The organism is Bacillus sp. MD-5 (genome assembly GCF_002201875.1).
Lineage (GTDB): Bacteria > Bacillota > Bacilli > Bacillales > Bacillaceae > Bacillus > Bacillus stercoris.
The window spans coordinates 1,088,058-1,105,187 of sequence record NZ_CP021911.1; the positions used below are offsets into that span (position 1 = coordinate 1,088,058).

The 17,130-nt window shown below is 45.7% G+C and carries 24 protein-coding genes and 1 riboswitch; of the genes, 18 read left to right on the forward strand and 6 right to left on the reverse strand.

What is annotated here, in order from left to right; all coding sequences use genetic code 11:
• Positions 1–6: 6 nt before the first annotated feature.
• Genes CDO84_RS05340 through CDO84_RS05355 form a run of 4 tightly spaced genes read left to right on the forward strand, consistent with a single transcriptional unit; the run spans position 7 to position 2,772 of the window.
• Complete coding sequence (locus CDO84_RS05340) at positions 7–375, forward strand: UPF0738 family protein (RefSeq protein ID WP_014663540.1); 369 nt, start codon at positions 7–9, stop codon at positions 373–375.
• Between the two features lie 28 nt (positions 376–403).
• Entirely contained in the window at positions 404–1,039 is a 636-nt protein-coding gene (gene yjbM, locus CDO84_RS05345) for a GTP diphosphokinase (RefSeq protein WP_003245294.1), read from the forward strand.
• Between the two features lie 18 nt (positions 1,040–1,057).
• Positions 1,058–1,858: an NAD kinase gene (locus tag CDO84_RS05350; RefSeq protein ID WP_003232918.1), complete on the forward strand. Its 801-nt coding sequence runs from the start codon at positions 1,058–1,060 to the stop codon at positions 1,856–1,858.
• Between the two features lie 14 nt (positions 1,859–1,872).
• Positions 1,873–2,772, forward strand: coding sequence for an RluA family pseudouridine synthase (locus CDO84_RS05355; protein ID WP_040083442.1), 900 nt, complete (start codon positions 1,873–1,875; stop codon positions 2,770–2,772).
• Between the two features lie 12 nt (positions 2,773–2,784).
• Here the strand turns inward: CDO84_RS05355 and prpE are convergent, their stop codons facing one another.
• Positions 2,785–3,519 (reverse strand): bis(5'-nucleosyl)-tetraphosphatase PrpE, encoded by a 735-nt coding sequence (gene prpE, locus CDO84_RS05360; RefSeq protein WP_040083441.1) that lies wholly within the window; start codon positions 3,517–3,519, stop codon positions 2,785–2,787.
• Between the two features lie 235 nt (positions 3,520–3,754).
• On the opposite strand from prpE, the gene CDO84_RS05365 reads away from it, so the two are divergent.
• From CDO84_RS05365 to cotO, 10 genes are all read left to right on the forward strand, one after another.
• Positions 3,755–5,599: a monovalent cation:proton antiporter family protein gene (locus CDO84_RS05365; protein ID WP_040083440.1), complete on the forward strand. Its 1,845-nt coding sequence runs from the start codon at positions 3,755–3,757 to the stop codon at positions 5,597–5,599.
• A gap of 61 nt (positions 5,600–5,660) precedes the next feature.
• A riboswitch (TPP riboswitch) is annotated at positions 5,661–5,769 on the forward strand.
• A 79-nt stretch (positions 5,770–5,848) separates the two neighbouring features.
• Positions 5,849–6,559 carry a thiaminase II gene (gene tenA / locus CDO84_RS05370; RefSeq protein WP_040083439.1) on the forward strand — a complete coding sequence of 237 codons (711 nt, stop codon included), beginning with the start codon at positions 5,849–5,851 and terminating at the stop codon, positions 6,557–6,559.
• On the forward strand, positions 6,534–7,151 hold the full coding sequence (gene tenI / locus CDO84_RS05375; RefSeq protein ID WP_040083438.1) for a thiazole tautomerase TenI: 618 nt from the start codon (positions 6,534–6,536) through the stop codon (positions 7,149–7,151). Before tenA ends, tenI begins: the two co-directional genes overlap by 26 nt.
• The gene (gene thiO, locus CDO84_RS05380) at positions 7,135–8,244 is read left to right on the forward strand and encodes a glycine oxidase ThiO (protein WP_040083437.1); all 1,110 of its coding nucleotides are present in this window, start codon (positions 7,135–7,137) and stop codon (positions 8,242–8,244) included. Before tenI ends, thiO begins: the two co-directional genes overlap by 17 nt.
• On the forward strand, positions 8,244–8,444 hold the full coding sequence (gene thiS / locus CDO84_RS05385; RefSeq protein WP_015252345.1) for a sulfur carrier protein ThiS: 201 nt from the start codon (positions 8,244–8,246) through the stop codon (positions 8,442–8,444). The genes thiO and thiS overlap by 1 nt, the downstream gene beginning before the upstream one ends.
• A complete protein-coding gene (thiG, locus tag CDO84_RS05390; protein ID WP_082033023.1) occupies positions 8,441–9,211 on the forward strand; it encodes a thiazole synthase in 771 nt (256 codons plus the stop codon). Before thiS ends, thiG begins: the two co-directional genes overlap by 4 nt.
• The gene (gene thiF / locus CDO84_RS05395; RefSeq protein WP_014663549.1) at positions 9,208–10,218 is read left to right on the forward strand and encodes a thiazole biosynthesis adenylyltransferase ThiF; all 1,011 of its coding nucleotides are present in this window, start codon (positions 9,208–9,210) and stop codon (positions 10,216–10,218) included. Before thiG ends, thiF begins: the two co-directional genes overlap by 4 nt.
• An 18-nt stretch (positions 10,219–10,236) precedes the next feature.
• A complete protein-coding gene (gene thiD, locus CDO84_RS05400; protein ID WP_040083435.1) occupies positions 10,237–11,052 on the forward strand; it encodes a bifunctional hydroxymethylpyrimidine kinase/phosphomethylpyrimidine kinase in 816 nt (271 codons plus the stop codon).
• Positions 11,053–11,186: 134 nt separating this feature from the next.
• Positions 11,187–11,963 (forward strand): enoyl-ACP reductase FabI, encoded by a 777-nt coding sequence (gene fabI / locus CDO84_RS05405; protein ID WP_003232896.1) that lies wholly within the window; start codon positions 11,187–11,189, stop codon positions 11,961–11,963.
• A gap of 100 nt (positions 11,964–12,063) precedes the next feature.
• Positions 12,064–12,747: a spore coat protein CotO gene (gene cotO / locus CDO84_RS05410; protein ID WP_082033022.1), complete on the forward strand. Its 684-nt coding sequence runs from the start codon at positions 12,064–12,066 to the stop codon at positions 12,745–12,747.
• A 97-nt stretch (positions 12,748–12,844) separates the two neighbouring features.
• Here the strand turns inward: cotO and cotZ are convergent, their stop codons facing one another.
• From cotZ to CDO84_RS05435, 5 genes are all read right to left on the reverse strand, one after another.
• The gene (gene cotZ / locus CDO84_RS05415) at positions 12,845–13,297 is read right to left on the reverse strand and encodes a spore coat protein CotZ (RefSeq protein WP_040083433.1); all 453 of its coding nucleotides are present in this window, start codon (positions 13,295–13,297) and stop codon (positions 12,845–12,847) included.
• Positions 13,298–13,424: 127 nt separating this feature from the next.
• Positions 13,425–13,913, reverse strand: a complete 489-nt coding sequence (gene cotY / locus CDO84_RS05420; protein ID WP_014479465.1) for a spore coat protein CotY — start codon at positions 13,911–13,913, stop codon at positions 13,425–13,427.
• Between the two features lie 151 nt (positions 13,914–14,064).
• Positions 14,065–14,574 (reverse strand): spore coat protein CotX, encoded by a 510-nt coding sequence (gene cotX / locus CDO84_RS05425; protein WP_014663554.1) that lies wholly within the window; start codon positions 14,572–14,574, stop codon positions 14,065–14,067.
• Between the two features lie 94 nt (positions 14,575–14,668).
• On the reverse strand, positions 14,669–14,992 hold the full coding sequence (locus tag CDO84_RS05430; RefSeq protein WP_014663555.1) for a hypothetical protein: 324 nt from the start codon (positions 14,990–14,992) through the stop codon (positions 14,669–14,671).
• Between the two features lie 39 nt (positions 14,993–15,031).
• A complete protein-coding gene (locus CDO84_RS05435) occupies positions 15,032–15,418 on the reverse strand; it encodes a spore coat protein (RefSeq protein ID WP_014663556.1) in 387 nt (128 codons plus the stop codon).
• Between the two features lie 159 nt (positions 15,419–15,577).
• On the opposite strand from CDO84_RS05435, the gene yjcA reads away from it, so the two are divergent.
• The 4 genes from yjcA (at position 15,578) to spoVIF (ending at position 17,058) form a co-directional block, all read left to right on the forward strand.
• Positions 15,578–15,934 (forward strand): sporulation protein YjcA, encoded by a 357-nt coding sequence (gene yjcA / locus CDO84_RS05440; protein WP_014476457.1) that lies wholly within the window; start codon positions 15,578–15,580, stop codon positions 15,932–15,934.
• 280 nt (positions 15,935–16,214) lie between these two features.
• Positions 16,215–16,421, forward strand: coding sequence for a hypothetical protein (locus tag CDO84_RS05445; RefSeq protein ID WP_040083432.1), 207 nt, complete (start codon positions 16,215–16,217; stop codon positions 16,419–16,421).
• Between the two features lie 81 nt (positions 16,422–16,502).
• Entirely contained in the window at positions 16,503–16,658 is a 156-nt protein-coding gene (locus CDO84_RS05450) for a YjcZ family sporulation protein (protein ID WP_040083431.1), read from the forward strand.
• A gap of 145 nt (positions 16,659–16,803) precedes the next feature.
• Entirely contained in the window at positions 16,804–17,058 is a 255-nt protein-coding gene (spoVIF, locus tag CDO84_RS05455) for a sporulation-specific transcription regulator SpoVIF (RefSeq protein ID WP_014479471.1), read from the forward strand.
• Positions 17,059–17,130 lie beyond the last annotated feature (72 nt).

Here is a 17,130-nt window from a genome sequence, read left to right on the forward strand (position 1 = left end):
AGCATTATGCAAAACAGAATCGAAATTTTGAACGCAACATTATCGGATGATCAGCTTCGCCTAGCCTGTCAGACAGAAGGAAACGAAGCGGAACGCAAGCCGTCAGGTCAAATGCTTGTTGATTCTGACCACTTTGCTTTTGTATACATAATTGAATTAGCTGATTCTTTTGAATATGTCATTATAAAGGAACATATATGGCCGGAATTGAAGCAGGCCCATGCACAAAAAATACCGGTCTTATTAGAGGCAGGAGACCAAACGATTGAACTGGCAGGCCTGCATGAGGAGCTGGAATATCTTTTAGAAAATATAAAAGATAACGCAAACTATGGAGAAGAGATGGAAGAAAAAGTGAAACGCGTGTTTTTATAGAAACTGGTTCGGAATTGGGGGATGTATGATGGATGACAAACAATGGGAGCGTTTTTTAGTGCCGTACCGCCAGGCTGTCGAAGAGTTGAAAGTGAAGCTCAAGGGGATCCGCACACTATATGAATACGAGGACGACCATTCACCGATCGAATTTGTGACCGGACGCGTCAAGCCTGTGGCAAGCATACTTGAAAAAGCGAGACGGAAAAGCATACCGCTGCATGAAATTGAAACCATGCAGGATATCGCTGGCCTTAGAATCATGTGCCAATTTGTCGATGACATCCAAATCGTAAAAGAGATGCTTTTTGCCAGAAAAGATTTCACCGTTGTGGATCAGAGGGATTATATTGCGGAACATAAAGAGAGCGGATACCGGTCTTATCATCTTGTTGTACTATATCCTTTGCAGACGGTGTCCGGGGAAAAGCATGTTCTCGTGGAAATACAGATCCGTACACTGGCGATGAATTTTTGGGCGACCATTGAGCATTCATTGAATTATAAATACAGCGGAAACATTCCTGAAAAAGTGAAACTAAGACTTCAGCGCGCTTCTGAAGCGGCTTCCCGGCTTGATGAAGAGATGTCGGAGATCAGGGGTGAAGTACAGGAAGCTCAAGCTGCCTTTTCAAGAAAGAAAAAAGGAAGCGAGCAACAATAGGTAAAGGGGAAGAAGAGCATGAAATTTGCCGTATCATCAAAAGGAGATCAAGTTTCTGATACGCTGAAAAGCAAAATACAGGCGTATTTATTGGATTTTGATATGGAACTGGATGAAAATGAACCGGAAATCGTTATTTCAGTCGGAGGCGACGGAACGCTTTTGTATGCTTTTCACAGATACAGCGACCGCTTGGACAAAACAGCATTTGTCGGTGTTCACACAGGTCATCTGGGGTTTTATGCCGACTGGGTTCCTCATGAAATTGAAAAACTAGTTCTCGCCATTGCGAAAACGCCGTATCATACTGTCGAATATCCGCTTCTCGAAGTCATTGTGACCTATCACGAAAACGAGCGGGAAGAAAGATACTTAGCCTTGAATGAATGTACGATTAAAAGCATAGAAGGAAGCCTTGTTGCTGATGTGGAAATTAAGGGGCAGCTCTTTGAAACCTTCCGGGGCGACGGCCTCTGCCTGTCAACGCCATCAGGCAGCACAGCCTACAATAAGGCGCTGGGCGGAGCGATAATCCATCCGTCTATCAGGGCGATCCAGCTTGCGGAAATGGCATCTATTAATAACCGCGTGTTCCGTACGGTCGGATCACCTCTGCTTCTCCCATCCCATCATGATTGCATGATTAAGCCGAGAAACGAAGTTGACTTTCAAGTGACGATTGACCATTTAACCCTTCTTCATAAGGATGTGAAGTCGATCCGCTGCCAGGTTGCATCCGAAAAAGTGCGGTTTGCGAGATTCCGTCCGTTTCCATTTTGGAAAAGAGTCCAGGATTCGTTTATCGGAAAAGGTGAATAGAAAGAGGACGTATCGTGGAGCATTTTTATATCAGAAAGAACATTACTTCCGCCGAGGACGGGATGACTGTAAAAGAATATGCCGGGGAACTCGGAATTTCAAAACGTCTGCTGACCGATATTAAGTTTGGCGGGGGAGACCTGCTGATCAACGGCGAGCATGTGACGGTTAAAGCCATTTTGAAAGAGGGAGATCTTCTTATCGTGAAGTTTCCTGAGGAACAGGTGAGCGAGACGCTGCTGGCAGAGCCTGTTCCGCTCGATATTCTTTATGAGGATGAACATGTGCTTGTGATAAACAAGCAGCCGTATGTGTCATCAATCCCTTCGAGAGAGCACCCCTCTGGCAGCATTGCCAATGGAATTATTGATCATTACCAAAAAAACGGAGTGAGGGCGACAGTTCATCTTGTCACCCGGCTAGACCGGGATACATCGGGAGTCATGCTTGTTGCCAAGCATCGATTTGCCCACTCCATTTTATCGTCAGCGCAAAAAAATGGACTCGTGAAACGCCGGTATGCAGCAGTGGTTCATGGGCGGATGGCGCAGATGGAGGGAACAGTCGATGCCCCGATCGGCAGACATCCTGACAGTATAATTGAACGGACGGTAACGCCAGACGGCCAGAAGGCTGTTACGCATTTTTATGTCACATGTGCACATGACGATATGAGCTCGGTGACGTTGCAGCTTGAGACTGGACGAACCCATCAAATTCGTGTTCATATGAGCTATCTTGGGCACCCGTTGTGCGGCGACACACTGTACGGCGGAACGAGACGGGACATTGGCCGGCAGGCTCTGCACAGCGAGCATCTTTCGTTTATCCATCCGCTGACACAGGAGAACATGACGTTTCATGCTTCATTGCCTCAGGATATGAGAAAACTGATAAAAGGAGAGAATCATTGATTCTCTCCTTTTTTATATGGGACGAAATCTTGATTCGTCGTAAGGCAGGGAGCTTGGAACAGAGACGGTTTCTATTTCTGGAAAGCGAAAGCCTGTCAGTTTATTTCCGAACACGCAGCCTGTATCAATGTTGATGGTGCGATTAACCTTCCGAGGCTCTTTCACTGGTGTATGGCCGTATACCACCCAAGCCTTCCCGTTATAGGCTGCCGCCCAATCACGCCTGACGGGTCTGCCGTCCGGATATGTTTCACCTGTCACATCACCGTAAAGCACAAAGTCCTTCACTCTGCGGGTATATTTGCCAATATCGTCAGCTCTTATGCCAGCATGGGCGACAACAAATTCTCCATTATGTAAGATGTCGTAAAGCGGCGCTGTTTCGTACAGCTTCATAAACTGTTCGCTGACTGATTTTCTCTCATCCTTGGAAAGTTCCTCAAGCTCTGCCGCTGTTGTTTCGAGACCATGCATCACTTTTACCGGATTGCCTTTTAAGTAGCGGTACAGCTTATTGCAATGGTTTCCCGGGACATAACGTACAGCGCCTTTTTCGTAAGCGCTGGCTACAAATCGGATGACCTCTATCGATTTGGGCCCTCTGTCAGTTAAATCTCCGGCAAAAACAAGCACCCTGCCTTCTTCGTGGACAGGTATTCCATTTTTGATTGTATAACCAAGCTTTTGGATTAATGCAGTCATTTCGTCATAGCAGCCATGAATATCGCTGATGATATCGTAAGCCATGCGGTATCCTCCTTACCGATTGTTTTATTTATTATGAAGCAAAGTGTTGTGAGTCATCACAAGCTTTTATGTGCAAATTATAGAAGAAGAATCATTTTCTAAACAGGATTAAGACCTTATCACTTTATTTTTCATCATCACCCTTGTTAAAATCGCGTTATGTTTTTTAAAAATGAGGTTTTTGTTCTCTGAGTGAGAACTAGCATAACCCTGACTTAAAAAGGAGGTTCTGATTATGGCGCATACATCTGTCGCATCTTTAGTTGTTGTACTTATCGTTGCATTTTTGACACCCATCCTTTTGCATCGGTTTAAACTCAGCATCCCGGTTGTTGTTGCTGAAATCATTATGGGGCTGATTATTGGGAAAAGCGGCCTTAATTTAGTTGTGGAGGGTGACACCTGGCTCCAAACACTCTCTATGCTCGGATTTATCTTTTTAATGTTTTTAAGCGGGCTTGAAATTGATTTTTCATCTTTTGAGAAAGGGAAGAAAAAGCAGCTCCTGCCGAACGGCAAGGAAGCGCCTAATACGTTTGCTGCGGCATCTATTATTTTCGTCGGTATTTTTATTTTATCATTGCTGCTGTCCTATGGCTTCGTCTTGGCGGGTTTTATTCAAAATGCATTTTTGATGACCCTTATTATTTCAACGATTTCGTTAGGCGTTGTCGTTCCAACATTAAAAGAAGAACGGATCATGAATTCGAATATCGGGCAGATTATTTTGCTCGTTGCTGTTATTGCTGATTTGGCTACGATGATTCTTCTTGCTGTTTTTTCTTCTTTATACGGAGAGGACAGCGGAAACATGTGGCTCCTGATGATCCTGTTTGCGGCCGGAGTGGTGCTTTACTTTTTCGGCAGGGTCTTCAAACATCGCTCTTTTGTTCAATCCATGTCAAAAGGGACGATCCAGATCGGGACGCGTGCCATTTTTACGTTAATTATTGTACTCGTTGCCCTGTCTGAATCACTTGGGGCGGAAAATATTCTCGGCGCTTTCTTAGCGGGGGTTCTTGTTTCCCTGCTTTCGCCAAACAAAGAACTTGTTCAGCAGCTGGACTCATTCGGTTATGGGTTCTTAATACCGATTTTCTTCGTGATGGTCGGTGTGAAGCTTGATATTTGGACTCTTTTCCAGGATAAAACAATTTTAATCATGATCCCGCTTCTGCTTCTGGCGCTGTTAGTGAGCAAAATCATTCCTGTCATGTACCTAAAGAAGTGGTATGATAACCGAACCATTTTCGCGTCCGGTTTCCTGCTGACATCAACGCTTTCGCTCGTGATTGCCGCTGCAACAATCGGCCAGCAGCTTCACGTGATCAGCGCAAATATGTCGGGAGCGCTCATTTTAGTAGCCGTCATCGCAAGTATTTTTACGCCAATCTGTTTTAAAAAGTTATACAAACGGGAAGAGCAGCCGGAGGAGAAAAAGACGATTACGTTCATCGGCGCCAACCAAATGACTTTGCCTGTCACACTTGAATTGCCAGAGGAAGAGTATGACGTGCGTGTTGTGCACGTTTATCAAGAGAATGCAGAGGAAAAGCTGTCGGAATCAGTGTTTGCTGTTGAAACAATTTCTGACTATGAACACGAGACGCTTGAATCACGCGGCATTTTTGAAACGGATATCCTCGTTGTGGCGACCGGGAATGAAGATATGAATGCAGACATTGCATTACTTGCAAAAGAAAAAGGCACAGAAAGAGTCATTGCAAGCGTAGGATCACCGGAGCATGAAGCAGTTCTGAAGGAGCAGGGAATCAGCATCTTTTCTATTCTGCTGTCGACAAAAACGCTGCTTCGCGCTCTGATTGAAGCGCCTGGCGTCATGAAGCTGCTCACGAACCAGGAGTCTTCCCTGTATCAAATTAATATGGAGAACAGTAAATACGACGGTGTGATTTTACGGGAATTCCCTTTAACCGGCGACGTCATCTTTGTCAGGATTTTCAGAGGTGTGGACAGCATCGTTCCTCATGGGGATACAAGGCTGAAACTTGGAGACCGCTTAATTGTCACCGGATCTCGGGGATACGTAACGGATCTTAAGAAAACATTGGAAGGATAAATCTTGACCAAATAAGGATTCGTGTTAATATAGAGGTGCAGAACAATTCAATATGTATTCGTTTAACCACTAGGGGTGTCCTTCATAAGGGCTGAGATAAAAGTGTGACTTTTAGACCCTCATAACTTGAACAGGTTCAGACCTGCGTAGGGAAGTGGAGCGGTATTTGTGTTATTTTACTATGCCAATTCCAAACCACTTTTCCTTGCGGGAAAGTGGTTTTTTTATTTATCAGAGGGGGAATGATTTGTGAAGTTTTCAGAAGAATGCCGCAGCGCAGCCGCAGAATGGTGGGAAGGGAGCTTTGTACATCCGTTCGTTCAAGGAATCGGTGACGGAACGCTTCCGATTGACCGTTTTAAATACTATGTGCTTCAGGATTCCTATTACTTAACGCATTTTGCAAAGGTGCAGTCATTTGGCGCTGCTTATGCGAAGGACCTTTATACAACGGGGCGGATGGCAAGCCATGCCCAAGGTACATATGAGGCGGAAATGGCTCTTCATCGCGAGTTTGCCGAGCTGTTGGAAATCAGCGAGGAAGAGCGTAAGGCGTTTAAGCCGTCTCCTACGGCGTACTCTTATACATCCCATATGTATCGTTCGGTTTTGAACGGGAATTTCGCAGAAATCTTAGCGGCCCTGCTGCCATGCTACTGGCTTTATTACGAGGTTGGTGAGAAATTGCTGCATTGCGATCCAGGGCATCCGATTTATCAAAAGTGGATTGGGACGTACGGCGGTGACTGGTTTAGACAACAGGTTGAGGAGCAAATCAACCGCTTTGATGAGCTGGCGGAAAACAGCACGGAGGAAGTGCGTGCCAAGATGAAAGAGAATTTTGTCATCTCCAGCTTCTATGAATATCAATTTTGGGGAATGGCCTATCGAAAAGAAGGCTGGTCTGACAGCGCCATAAAAGAGGTGGAGGAATGTGGAGCTTCACGCCATAACGGATGACAGCAAGCCGGTAGAAAAGCTAGCGAGAATCATCATTACGATTCAGAATGAAGTTGATTTTATTCACATTCGGGAACGCTCAAAATCGGCGGCGGATATTTTGAAACTGCTCGAGCTTATTTTTGAAGGCGGTATAGATAAACGAAAACTGGTGATGAACGGGCGCGTGGATATTGCACTTTTTTCTACCATTCATCGCGTACAGCTGCCAAGCACCAGCTTTTCACCGAAGCAGGTCAGAGCCAGGTTTCCACACCTTCATATCGGGAGGTCTGTGCATTCACTGGAGGAAGCGGTTCAAGCAGAAAAGGAAGATGCAGACTACGTGCTGTTCGGCCATGTGTTTGAAACGGACTGCAAAAAGGGTCTTGAAGGCAGAGGAGTGTCTTTGCTGTCAGATATCAAACAGCGGATTTCCATTCCGGTTATAGCCATCGGGGGGATGACACCGGAAAGGTTAAGAGACGTAAAACAAACAGGGGCGGACGGCATCGCTGTCATGTCAGGAATTTTTTCTTCCGCTGAGCCCTTGGAAGCAGCCAGACGATATTCCCGCAAGCTAAAGGAGATGCGCTATGAAAAGGCATTATGATGCAGTGGTGATTGGAGGCGGAATTATCGGTTCCGCGATTGCTTATCATTTGGCAAAGGAAAACAAAAGCACCGCATTATTTGAAAGCGGAACAGTGGGCGGCAGAACGACAAGTGCCGCTGCCGGAATGCTGGGCGCCCATGCCGAATGCGAGGAACGTGACGCATTTTTTGATTTCGCTATGCACAGCCAGCGTCTGTACAAAGGCCTGGAAGAAGAGCTTTATGCATTATCCGGTGTGGACATCAGGCAGCATAACGGCGGTATGTTTAAGCTTGCATTTTCTGAAGAAGATGTGCTGCGGCTGAGACAGATGGACGATTTGGACTCTGTCAGCTGGTATACAAAAGAAGAGGTTTTAGAAAAAGAGCCGTATGCGTCTGGTGACATCTTGGGTGCATCTTTTATTCAGAATGATGTGCATGTTGAGCCTTATTACGTTTGCAGGGCATATGCGAAAGCAGCGAAAGCGCTTGGGGCGGAGATTTTTGAGCATACGCCCGTCCTGCATGTCGAACGTGACGGTGAAGCTCTGTCCATCAAGACCCCGAGCGGAGATGTATGGGCTAACCATGTTGTCGTTGCCAGCGGGGTGTGGAGCGGGGTGTTTTTTAAACAGCTCGGGCTGAACAACACATTTTTTCCTGTAAAAGGGGAGTGCCTGTCCGTTTGGAATGATGATATCCCGCTGACAAAAACGCTTTATCATGACCATTGCTATATCGTACCGAGAAAAAGCGGCAGACTGGTTGTCGGCGCGACAATGAAGCCTGGGGACTGGAGTGAAACACCTGATCTTGGCGGATTGGAGTCGGTTATGAAAAAAGCGAAAACCATGCTGCCGGCTATACAAAATATGAAGGTGGATCGTTTTTGGGCGGGACTCCGGCCGGGAACAAAGGATGGAAAACCGTACATCGGCAGACATCCTGAGGACAGCCGTATTTTATTTGCGGCGGGCCATTTCAGAAATGGGATTCTGCTTGCTCCCGCAACGGGCGCTTTGATCAGTGATCTCATCATGAATAAAGAGGCCAACCAAGACTGGCTGCACGCATTCCGAATTGATCGCAAGGAGGCGGTTCAGATATGATGCTACAGCTGAACGGTAAAGACGTGAAGTGGGAAAAAGACGCAGGTACAATTCAAGACCTACTGGCGTCTTATCAGCTCGAAAATAAAATCGTTATCGTGGAAAGAAATAAAGAAATAATCGGGAAAGAACGTTATCACGAGGTTGAGCTTTGTGATCGCGATGTCATTGAAATTGTCCATTTTGTAGGAGGCGGATGAGCATGTTAACAATTGGCGGAAAATCATTTCAATCAAGATTGCTGCTGGGCACGGGGAAATACCCATCGTTTGAAACTCAAAAGGAAGCAGTAGCTGTTTCCGAGTCTGATATTTTAACATTTGCTGTGCGGAGAATGAACATCTTTGAAGCATCTCAGCCGAATTTTTTGGAACAGCTTGATTTATCCCAATATACGCTTCTGCCGAATACAGCGGGCGCCAGCACTGCTGAAGAAGCGGTTCGGATTGCAAGGCTGGCGAAAGCGTCAGGCCTTTGTGACATGATTAAAGTTGAAGTCATCGGATGCAGCCGTTCCTTGCTGCCTGACCCTGTTGAGACATTGAAAGCGTCTGAACAGCTTCTTGAAGAAGGCTTTATTGTGCTCCCGTACACGTCGGATGACGTTGTGCTGGCGAGAAAGCTGGAAGAGCTTGGCGTTCATGCCATCATGCCGGGTGCATCTCCGATTGGATCGGGACAAGGAATCTTAAATCCTTTGAATCTGTCATTTATTATTGAACAGGCGAAAGTGCCTGTCATCGTGGATGCGGGGATCGGATCGCCTAAAGATGCGGCATATGCAATGGAGCTTGGAGCGGATGGCGTGCTTCTCAATACGGCTGTATCAGGCGCAAACGATCCTGTGAAAATGGCTCGCGCCATGAAGCTCGCGGTGGAAGCAGGACGCCTTTCTTATGAGGCGGGCCGAATCCCGCTTAAGCAATACGGAACGGCAAGCAGTCCGGGAGAAGGTCTTCCTGTATGACGGACAGGTATTCCAGGCAGGAGCTATTTGCTCCGATCGGCCCATCCGGCCAGAAAAAATTGAAGGAAGCGCGCGCCGTGATTATCGGCGCCGGCGCACTCGGAACAGCAAGTGCAGAAATGCTGGTGAGGGCGGGAGTCGGCTCTGTGAAAATTGCCGACAGAGATTATGTGGAATGGAGCAACCTCCAGCGCCAGCAGCTTTATACAGAAGATGACGTCAAAAAAGAAATGCCGAAAGCAGCCGCTGCGGAGCATCGTCTCCGTTCGATTAACAGCGATGTCGATGTGACTGGCCTTGTCATGGATGTGACAGCGGAAAATGTCTTCGAGCTGATTAAGGGTGCTTCGATTATTGTGGATGCGGCTGATAATTTTGAAACCCGCCTGATCGTAAATGATGCTGCGGTCAAAGAAGGGATTCCTTTTCTTTACGGTGCCTGTGTAGGGAGCTACGGCCTCACCTTTACCGTGGTGCCGGGATCTACCCCTTGCCTGCATTGCTTGCTCGATACACTTCCGATTGGCGGAGCAACGTGTGACACAGCCGGCATCATCAGTCCGGCTGTTTTGCAGGTAGCAGTCTTTCAGGTAACAGATGCGCTGAAGCTGCTGGCGGGAGAAGAGTGCGAGCCGGTGCTGCGCTCATTTGACTTGTGGAAAAACGAGCGGTCAGAAGTGAGAGCGGCGAGTCTCAAACATGACGCCTGCCCAAGCTGCGGCACAAGGGATTTTCCGTTTTTGTCATATGAAAATCAAACAAAAGCGGCTGTATTGTGCGGCAGGAACACGGTGCAGATCAGATCATCCATTACAAAAGAAGCGGATCTTGAAGTGCTTGCCGGTCAGCTGAGACAGGCCGGGCTTGAAGTAGCCGCGAACCCGTATTTGATTTCCTGCCGATCGGATGATATGAAAATGGTGCTGTTCCGGGACGGCAGAGCTTTGATCCATGGAACGAATGATATTGCCCGGGCAAAATCCATTTATCATAAATGGATCGGGTAATAAAAGGAGTGTAGTGTAATGAGTATATATAAAGCATTGACAATCGCCGGATCCGATTCAGGCGGCGGCGCAGGGATACAGGCAGATATTAAAACCTTTCAAGAGCTTGATGTATTCGGAATGTCTGCGATTACGGCGGTAACCGCTCAAAATACGCTTGGCGTCCATGGGGTGCATCCGCTGACTGTAGAGGCGCTGAGACAGCAAATTGATGCTGTTGCGGAGGATTTAAGACCGGACGCAGTAAAAACGGGAATGCTCTGGAATGCCGACATGATTGAAGAAGTGGCGAGAAAAATTGACGAGTACGGATTCAATCGTGTAATTGTTGATCCGGTTATGATCGCAAAGGGCGGTGCATCCTTGCTGCATGATGAATCAGTTGCCACCTTAAAGGAATTGCTCATTCCAAGAAGCTACGCGATTACACCGAATGTTCCGGAAGCAGAAACGCTGACAGGAATGACAATCAGCTCGCTGGATGACCGGAAAAAAGCAGCGGAGCAGCTCGTCAAGATGGGTGCGGAGCATGTCATTATCAAAGGCGGGCATCAGCCTGAGGATCATCACATTACTGACCTTCTTTTTGATGGCAGCATGTTTATGCAAATCACCCATCCTTATATTGATACGAAGCATACGCATGGCACGGGCTGTACCTTTGCTGCGGCTCTAACGGCCCAAACGGCTAAAGGAGACAGCATCCATCAGGCATTTGAGGTTGCGGCCAACTTTGTCCGCGAAGCGGTGGAAAATACGCTCGGCATCGGATCGGGACACGGGCCGACAAACCATTTCGCTTTTAAACGAAACAGCTTAAAAACAAGCCGATGAGATCACCAGCTGATGGTGATCTCTTTCGCTTTGCTACGGTATGCGCTTTTCATCTGGACAAGGTTATGATATGATAGGAATTAAGATCAGGTACTAATACTATGTCTTTATTAAATATAGGAGGCTTTATACATATGAATTTTTCACTTGAAGGCCGCAACATTGTTGTGATGGGGGTAGCCAACAAACGCAGTATCGCGTGGGGCATTGCGCGCTCCTTGCATGAAGCGGGTGCACGTTTGATTTTCACATATGCAGGCGAACGCTTGGAGAAATCTGTTCATGAGCTTGCCGGAACGTTAGACCGCAACGATTCCATCATCCTTCCTTGCGATGTAACAAACGACGCAGAAATCGAAACTTGCTTCGCAAGCATTAAGGAGCAGGTCGGTGTGATCCACGGTATCGCGCATTGTATCGCGTTTGCCAACAAAGAAGAGCTTGTCGGCGAATACTTAAACACAAATCGTGACGGCTTCCTTTTGGCTCATAACATCAGCTCATATTCTCTGACTGCTGTTGTTAAAGCGGCACGTCCGATGATGACTGAAGGCGGAAGCATTGTCACTTTGACGTACCTGGGCGGAGAGCTTGTGATGCCAAACTACAACGTCATGGGTGTAGCGAAAGCTTCTCTTGATGCAAGTGTGAAATACTTAGCTGCTGACTTAGGAAAAGAAAATATCCGCGTTAACAGCATTTCTGCCGGTCCGATCAGAACATTATCTGCTAAAGGCATCAGCGATTTCAACTCCATTTTAAAAGATATCGAAGAGCGTGCGCCGCTTCGCCGCACGACAACACCTGAAGAAGTGGGCGATACAGCTGCGTTCTTATTCAGCGATATGTCCCGCGGGATTACAGGTGAAAATCTTCACGTTGATTCAGGTTTCCATATCACTGCCCGCTAAGCAGGATCTATATCAAGCAATCCCGAATAGGGATTGCTTTTTTATTTCTTCTGATTTTCAGCTTTCTGTCATATAGATAGAATATGACACAATCGGAGGGATGAAGATGTCTAATAAGAAAAGAAACGCGGATAAAAAACCGCTCATGTATATTGTTCAGCCGGATTATGCAGAAACCACAAGGTCATCCATGCAGGAGATTGTCATCAAAAGAAAGGCCGACAAACCCGCTCCGCCAAAAGCTGAGGAAAAGCCGGCTTACCTTGAGAAGCAGCAGGAGGAAGCCGTGGCACAGGATGTCCTGCAAGCAGACAAAAAGCCTGCAGCCGAACCAGTGAGTCAGCAAACACAAGAGGTGAGGGAGCCAGAGAACATAAAGAACCAGCCGGAGGAGAAAGCAGAGCCGCAGGCCGTAGAAGAACCCGTCGAACACGAGCCCCCGAAAGCAGAAAAAAAGGAAGAGCCTGCACTTGAGGCCAGGAAGCCTGAGAAAGAACCGGAAGCTGTCCATAGTGCTGATAAAGCGGAGGAAAAAACACCGCCGGCACGAAAAGTGAAAAAACCAATGAGCAAGATGACGATTCACGAAAAAATTGACTTTTTAACAAAGCTGCCTCATAACATGCCGAGAGCGCTTTGTTTGATTGAAGCCAATGGAAGAACGTATAGAGGCGTGATTGTCGGAAGAAGAAATGATTCCGTCCTGCTTCGAACAACCGGAAACGGAGCCCCGACCGAGCTGGCAATCGATGAAATCACCTCTTTGCACCCGCTCGGTTTTTAATGAAAATGAACAGAAAAAAGCTGCCCGGCTGATGTTCCCGGGCAGCTTTTTTACATAGAGAAAAGCCTGCAGGCCTGCAAGCTTTTCCAGCTTATGATTAATGATGATGATGATGTGTACGATTGATTAATCGAGGATTTAAGCAGTTGACTGCGCAGAAGCAGTCTAAGTCTACTTCAATACAGTAGTTCGTTTTTTCAAGTCTGAACACTTCACAAACCGTATCTTTATCGGTGAAGTCCAAAATGTGTTTGTGTTCGTCAAATGCGATTAATAATGACAGAGTTGCGCAGCTGTCATGAACTTTTTCTACTCTGAAAAATACTGTATTAAAGCAAGGGCCGTTATCGAGTTCGCCGACATTTCCGAAAGCGACCAAAGGATTTGATTTTGATGTAAATAGCACGAAAGGCACTGTATCGCCTAGCGAATGGGTTGGTGACAAAAGCTTTGAATGGCAGCTTGTCGGGCAATCCTCTTCAACAGCGTTTTGCAGTTCTTCAATATTTTCTATTGCTTCACGCACGCAGCATGATGTTTTCTGGCTCATATTATCCCTCCTGCCTTATAAATTTGAGACTGGCGAAATGATGGAGAGTCAGCTGCCTCACGCTGGAAGCAGCTGAATGATTTACACCCGTAATAGAGTTTGGAAGGGGATTCCTCTTTACAAGTGTTTATCCATTGTGATGATGCTTTTTATCCTTATGAGGCGAAGTTCTGTCAACTAGCTCTGGCGACAGGCACTGAATGGCACAGAAGCATCCAAGATCCACTTCTATGCAGAAATCCGTTTTTTCTAGCCCGAAGAAATCCGGGTCACAAGGGTGGCAAACACTTAAGGTATCGCCTTTAACATCGACCGGGCGTAGAATCGACAGGGTTGCACAGCAATCACATAATTTTTCAACGCGGAAGAAAATGGACTCAAAGCATTGCATATCATCCACAAATCCCCCCACGTTTCCGAATGTGGAGAACAATCCGCCTTTTTTATCAAACAAGAGAAACGGAATTGTGTCTTTACCTGCAATTGTCGGATTCAAAAGGTTTGTATAGCAGCCAGTCGGACACTGTTCCTCAACTGCCTCCTGCTCTGCTAAAATCTTTTCCACTGCATCGCATACACAGTTCTCATGCCGGCCATGGGTTTTTCCGCAGCTCATTGATTTCAGCTCCTTCTTTATAGGGTATTTGACTTTAGTCCTTAACAACATATGTACCCGTGCCCCACTTGGTGTGGGTGAACGTCTATATATTCATCATATGCTTGGAAAATAAGAAAAAGCAGAGCGTTTTTGGCTCTGCTTTTAGGTCCTAGAGGACAAGAGTGATGACTAGGACGGCGATCAGAACGTTTGTAGCTGTAGAGACAAGCGTTGCGATATCGGCATCTACTGTTGTGACGTTTACGCCGCGGGAGCATTCGATAAGAAGTTTCTGGCGGTTTACTTGCTTGTTGGCTGTAAGCTGTAATAAATCTTGTGCGACTAATTCAGCAATAACGCCGTCTGCAATGGAGGTGAGGGCTACTGTCAGGACAGCTGCATTAAGTGCTGTTACAATAGATGTTACGGCTTGAACGTCTGTAGATGAAACGTTGATGTCACAAGAGTCTCTAATAATAATCGTCTCATCTGAGACTTGTTTGTTGAGGTTTGCCTGAGCTAGATCTTGGTCGATAAAGGCGTTGTCATTGCCAAACCCATTGTTATTGCAGCAAATATCGCAATTGCATTTTCTTTCTTCTTTTTCTTTCTCTTTGTGCTCTAATGGATGGTCACAGTCAGGATCAAGTGCAACCCAAGAATATGGTCTGCTTTCCATTTCTATTCCTCCTTTACTTTTACTTTTATTAAATGAGCGAGCCTCTTACTTTGACTGAGGCATTTATCTTGATGATGTGCCCTATTTTTTATGATTAATTTGAATTGTTATTGTTTTGTCGTCTTTGTCTGAGCTGTTCAATGAGCTGTTCTCTGCGGCTAAGCGGTTTATCGCTCTTTTGCTCTTGTGCGGCTTCTTCTTCTTTTTTCTTCTTGTGTTTTTCAGCTAGCTCCGCTGATTTCGCTTGCAGGTCTTTTACCATATTCAAAAGCATTTCTTTTTCATCATCTGATACTTTTTTCATTTTGTCTTTTGTGATGCCGTGTTTTAGAAATATGTTTTGGACCAGCATTTTCATCATTGGATCAACTTCTGGGAGCTTTTCAAGCTCTTCTTTGATTTTATCGTTATCTGACATTTGTTCTCACCTCAACTTTTAGTTTGTGAAAAGAAAGGATTAAAGGATGTCGAATTCAAGTAGCATACTGTTTAACACCTGAAGCAAGATTTGTACAAAGGTTATTATTTCGTCTGCAGACAAAGTAATCTTGATGTTTCGGCTGTTGATAATTTTAATGATGGTTCTTTTTTTGATTTGAGAGTTATCAAGAATGAGTATTTCGCTTGCTACTGTGTCGGCCAAGTCCTCGTCGGCAATAACGAGCTGTGTCAGCAGGATAATCAATGTTGTAACCAAGGCTTGTATAGAAAGGGCAGATGTTATATGTGATGTATCTATTGTGATATTTTCGCAATCAATCACTTCGATCTGCTGCTCGAATTCGCTTGATAATTGCTCCAATATGTCAGGATGCAGGGATTCAATTTTTGTTTCAAATGACATAACCTTCACTCCTTTCTTATCCATACTCTATATAATGCAAATGGGGTGCAGAGCGGAATAATAAAAATAACCAATTTTCCGCCGGACAAGATACAATTCATGAAGAATAGGGTTTTGGCATATATGTGAAGGGATCATGATTGGCAAAGGAGTGAACGAGTGGTTATTAATGGGCTGACAATTGTACTTCTATCGCTTGCGGTCTTTCGGCTCGCCCGCCTGCTGGTGTTTGACACGATTATGGCGCCGCTTCGCAGTCTGTTTCATGAAGAGAAGGAGGAAAAGGATGCGGACGGGAACATTGAAACTTATATCGTGATTAAGGGAACTGGTGTCAGGGCGTTTATAGGTGAATTGCTGAGCTGCTATTGGTGCACAGGCGTATGGTGCGCCGGCTTTTTGATTTTATGCCAGGCGTTGATCCCGCAAGCAGCGCAGTGGCTGATTTTACTTTTGGCGATCGCGGGCCTTGCCGGCATCATAGAAACGCTTGTATCAAAATGGTTGCAGGAATGAGGCATTCCCACCAGCAACTTTCCGTCAGGATACGCATAAAGTAGCATATATGACATAAGGAAAGGAAGGGAGCAAAAATGAATCAATATAATAAACCTTCCCAAAAATCTCCATATACAGATTCATCGTATCAATCAAAAAAGATAAAAAAGAAGGGTTGCGGGTGCGGAAATAAAAAGAAAAAGCCTCAATAGCCTGGCAAAGAAACCGGAGAACTCCGGTTTTTTGTTTTTTAACAGGGCGGACTCAACCGGCATATATCATAAGCGGGGGGATCAAAGTGAATGAGTTTGAAAAATGGATAGAAGGAAGGTATGAACCGCACGAACAAAAGCAAAAAGAGCATGAAGACACGATGGGCAGCATCAGAAAAGACTTGGATGCATTTGATAAAGCAGGTAAGGAATTTGAAGATGAGATTGAAGCGTTGGCTGAAAAAACAGAGGCCTTACTTAAAAAACATCAAGCTCAATATGATCAATCGTAAATCCGCAAACGCCCTATGCGAATATCCAAGCCAATCCAAGCAGCTCACATAGTGTATAGAGAGTAAAGGAGGTGCTTATCTATGGGCTTTGGATACGGATTCGGTGGTGGCTGCTGCGGCGGCTACGGTGGCTATGCCGGCGGTTACGGAGGCGGCTACGGCTACGGTTCAACATTTGTTCTTTTAGTCGTATTGTTCATCCTTCTTATCATCGTAGGTGCATCTTATTTCTGCTAAAACTTTAGAGGGAAGTGCGGGAATGTCCCGCGCTTCCTTACACTATGCCAACAAAACATAATGTCAGAAAATCAACTTTAAATAGGCACACTACTCATTGGGTGTTCATACAATACTGTATTACTCCGCCAAAAGGAGGCGCATTATGGATAATCAATTTTTTAAGAACATCGAAAAGAAAACAGGTGTGAAGATGCAGGATGTAATGAATCTTGCCGGATCACTCCAAAACGCTAATTTTAAAGATGAAAATACAGTACGCAGTGTCATTAACCGCGTAGCGCAGCTGGCAAACAGACGCGTGCCAAAAGAATTAGAAGATAAAATCGTGGAATCTATTACAAGCGGAAAAGAAAAGCTTGATTTTGGCACGATTTCTAAAATGATGGATAATAAATAAGCAGATGGCCTGGCTGATTCACTGCAGCAGGCCTTTTTTTACGGTAAAAACCCGGCAGTAATCTGCCGGGCT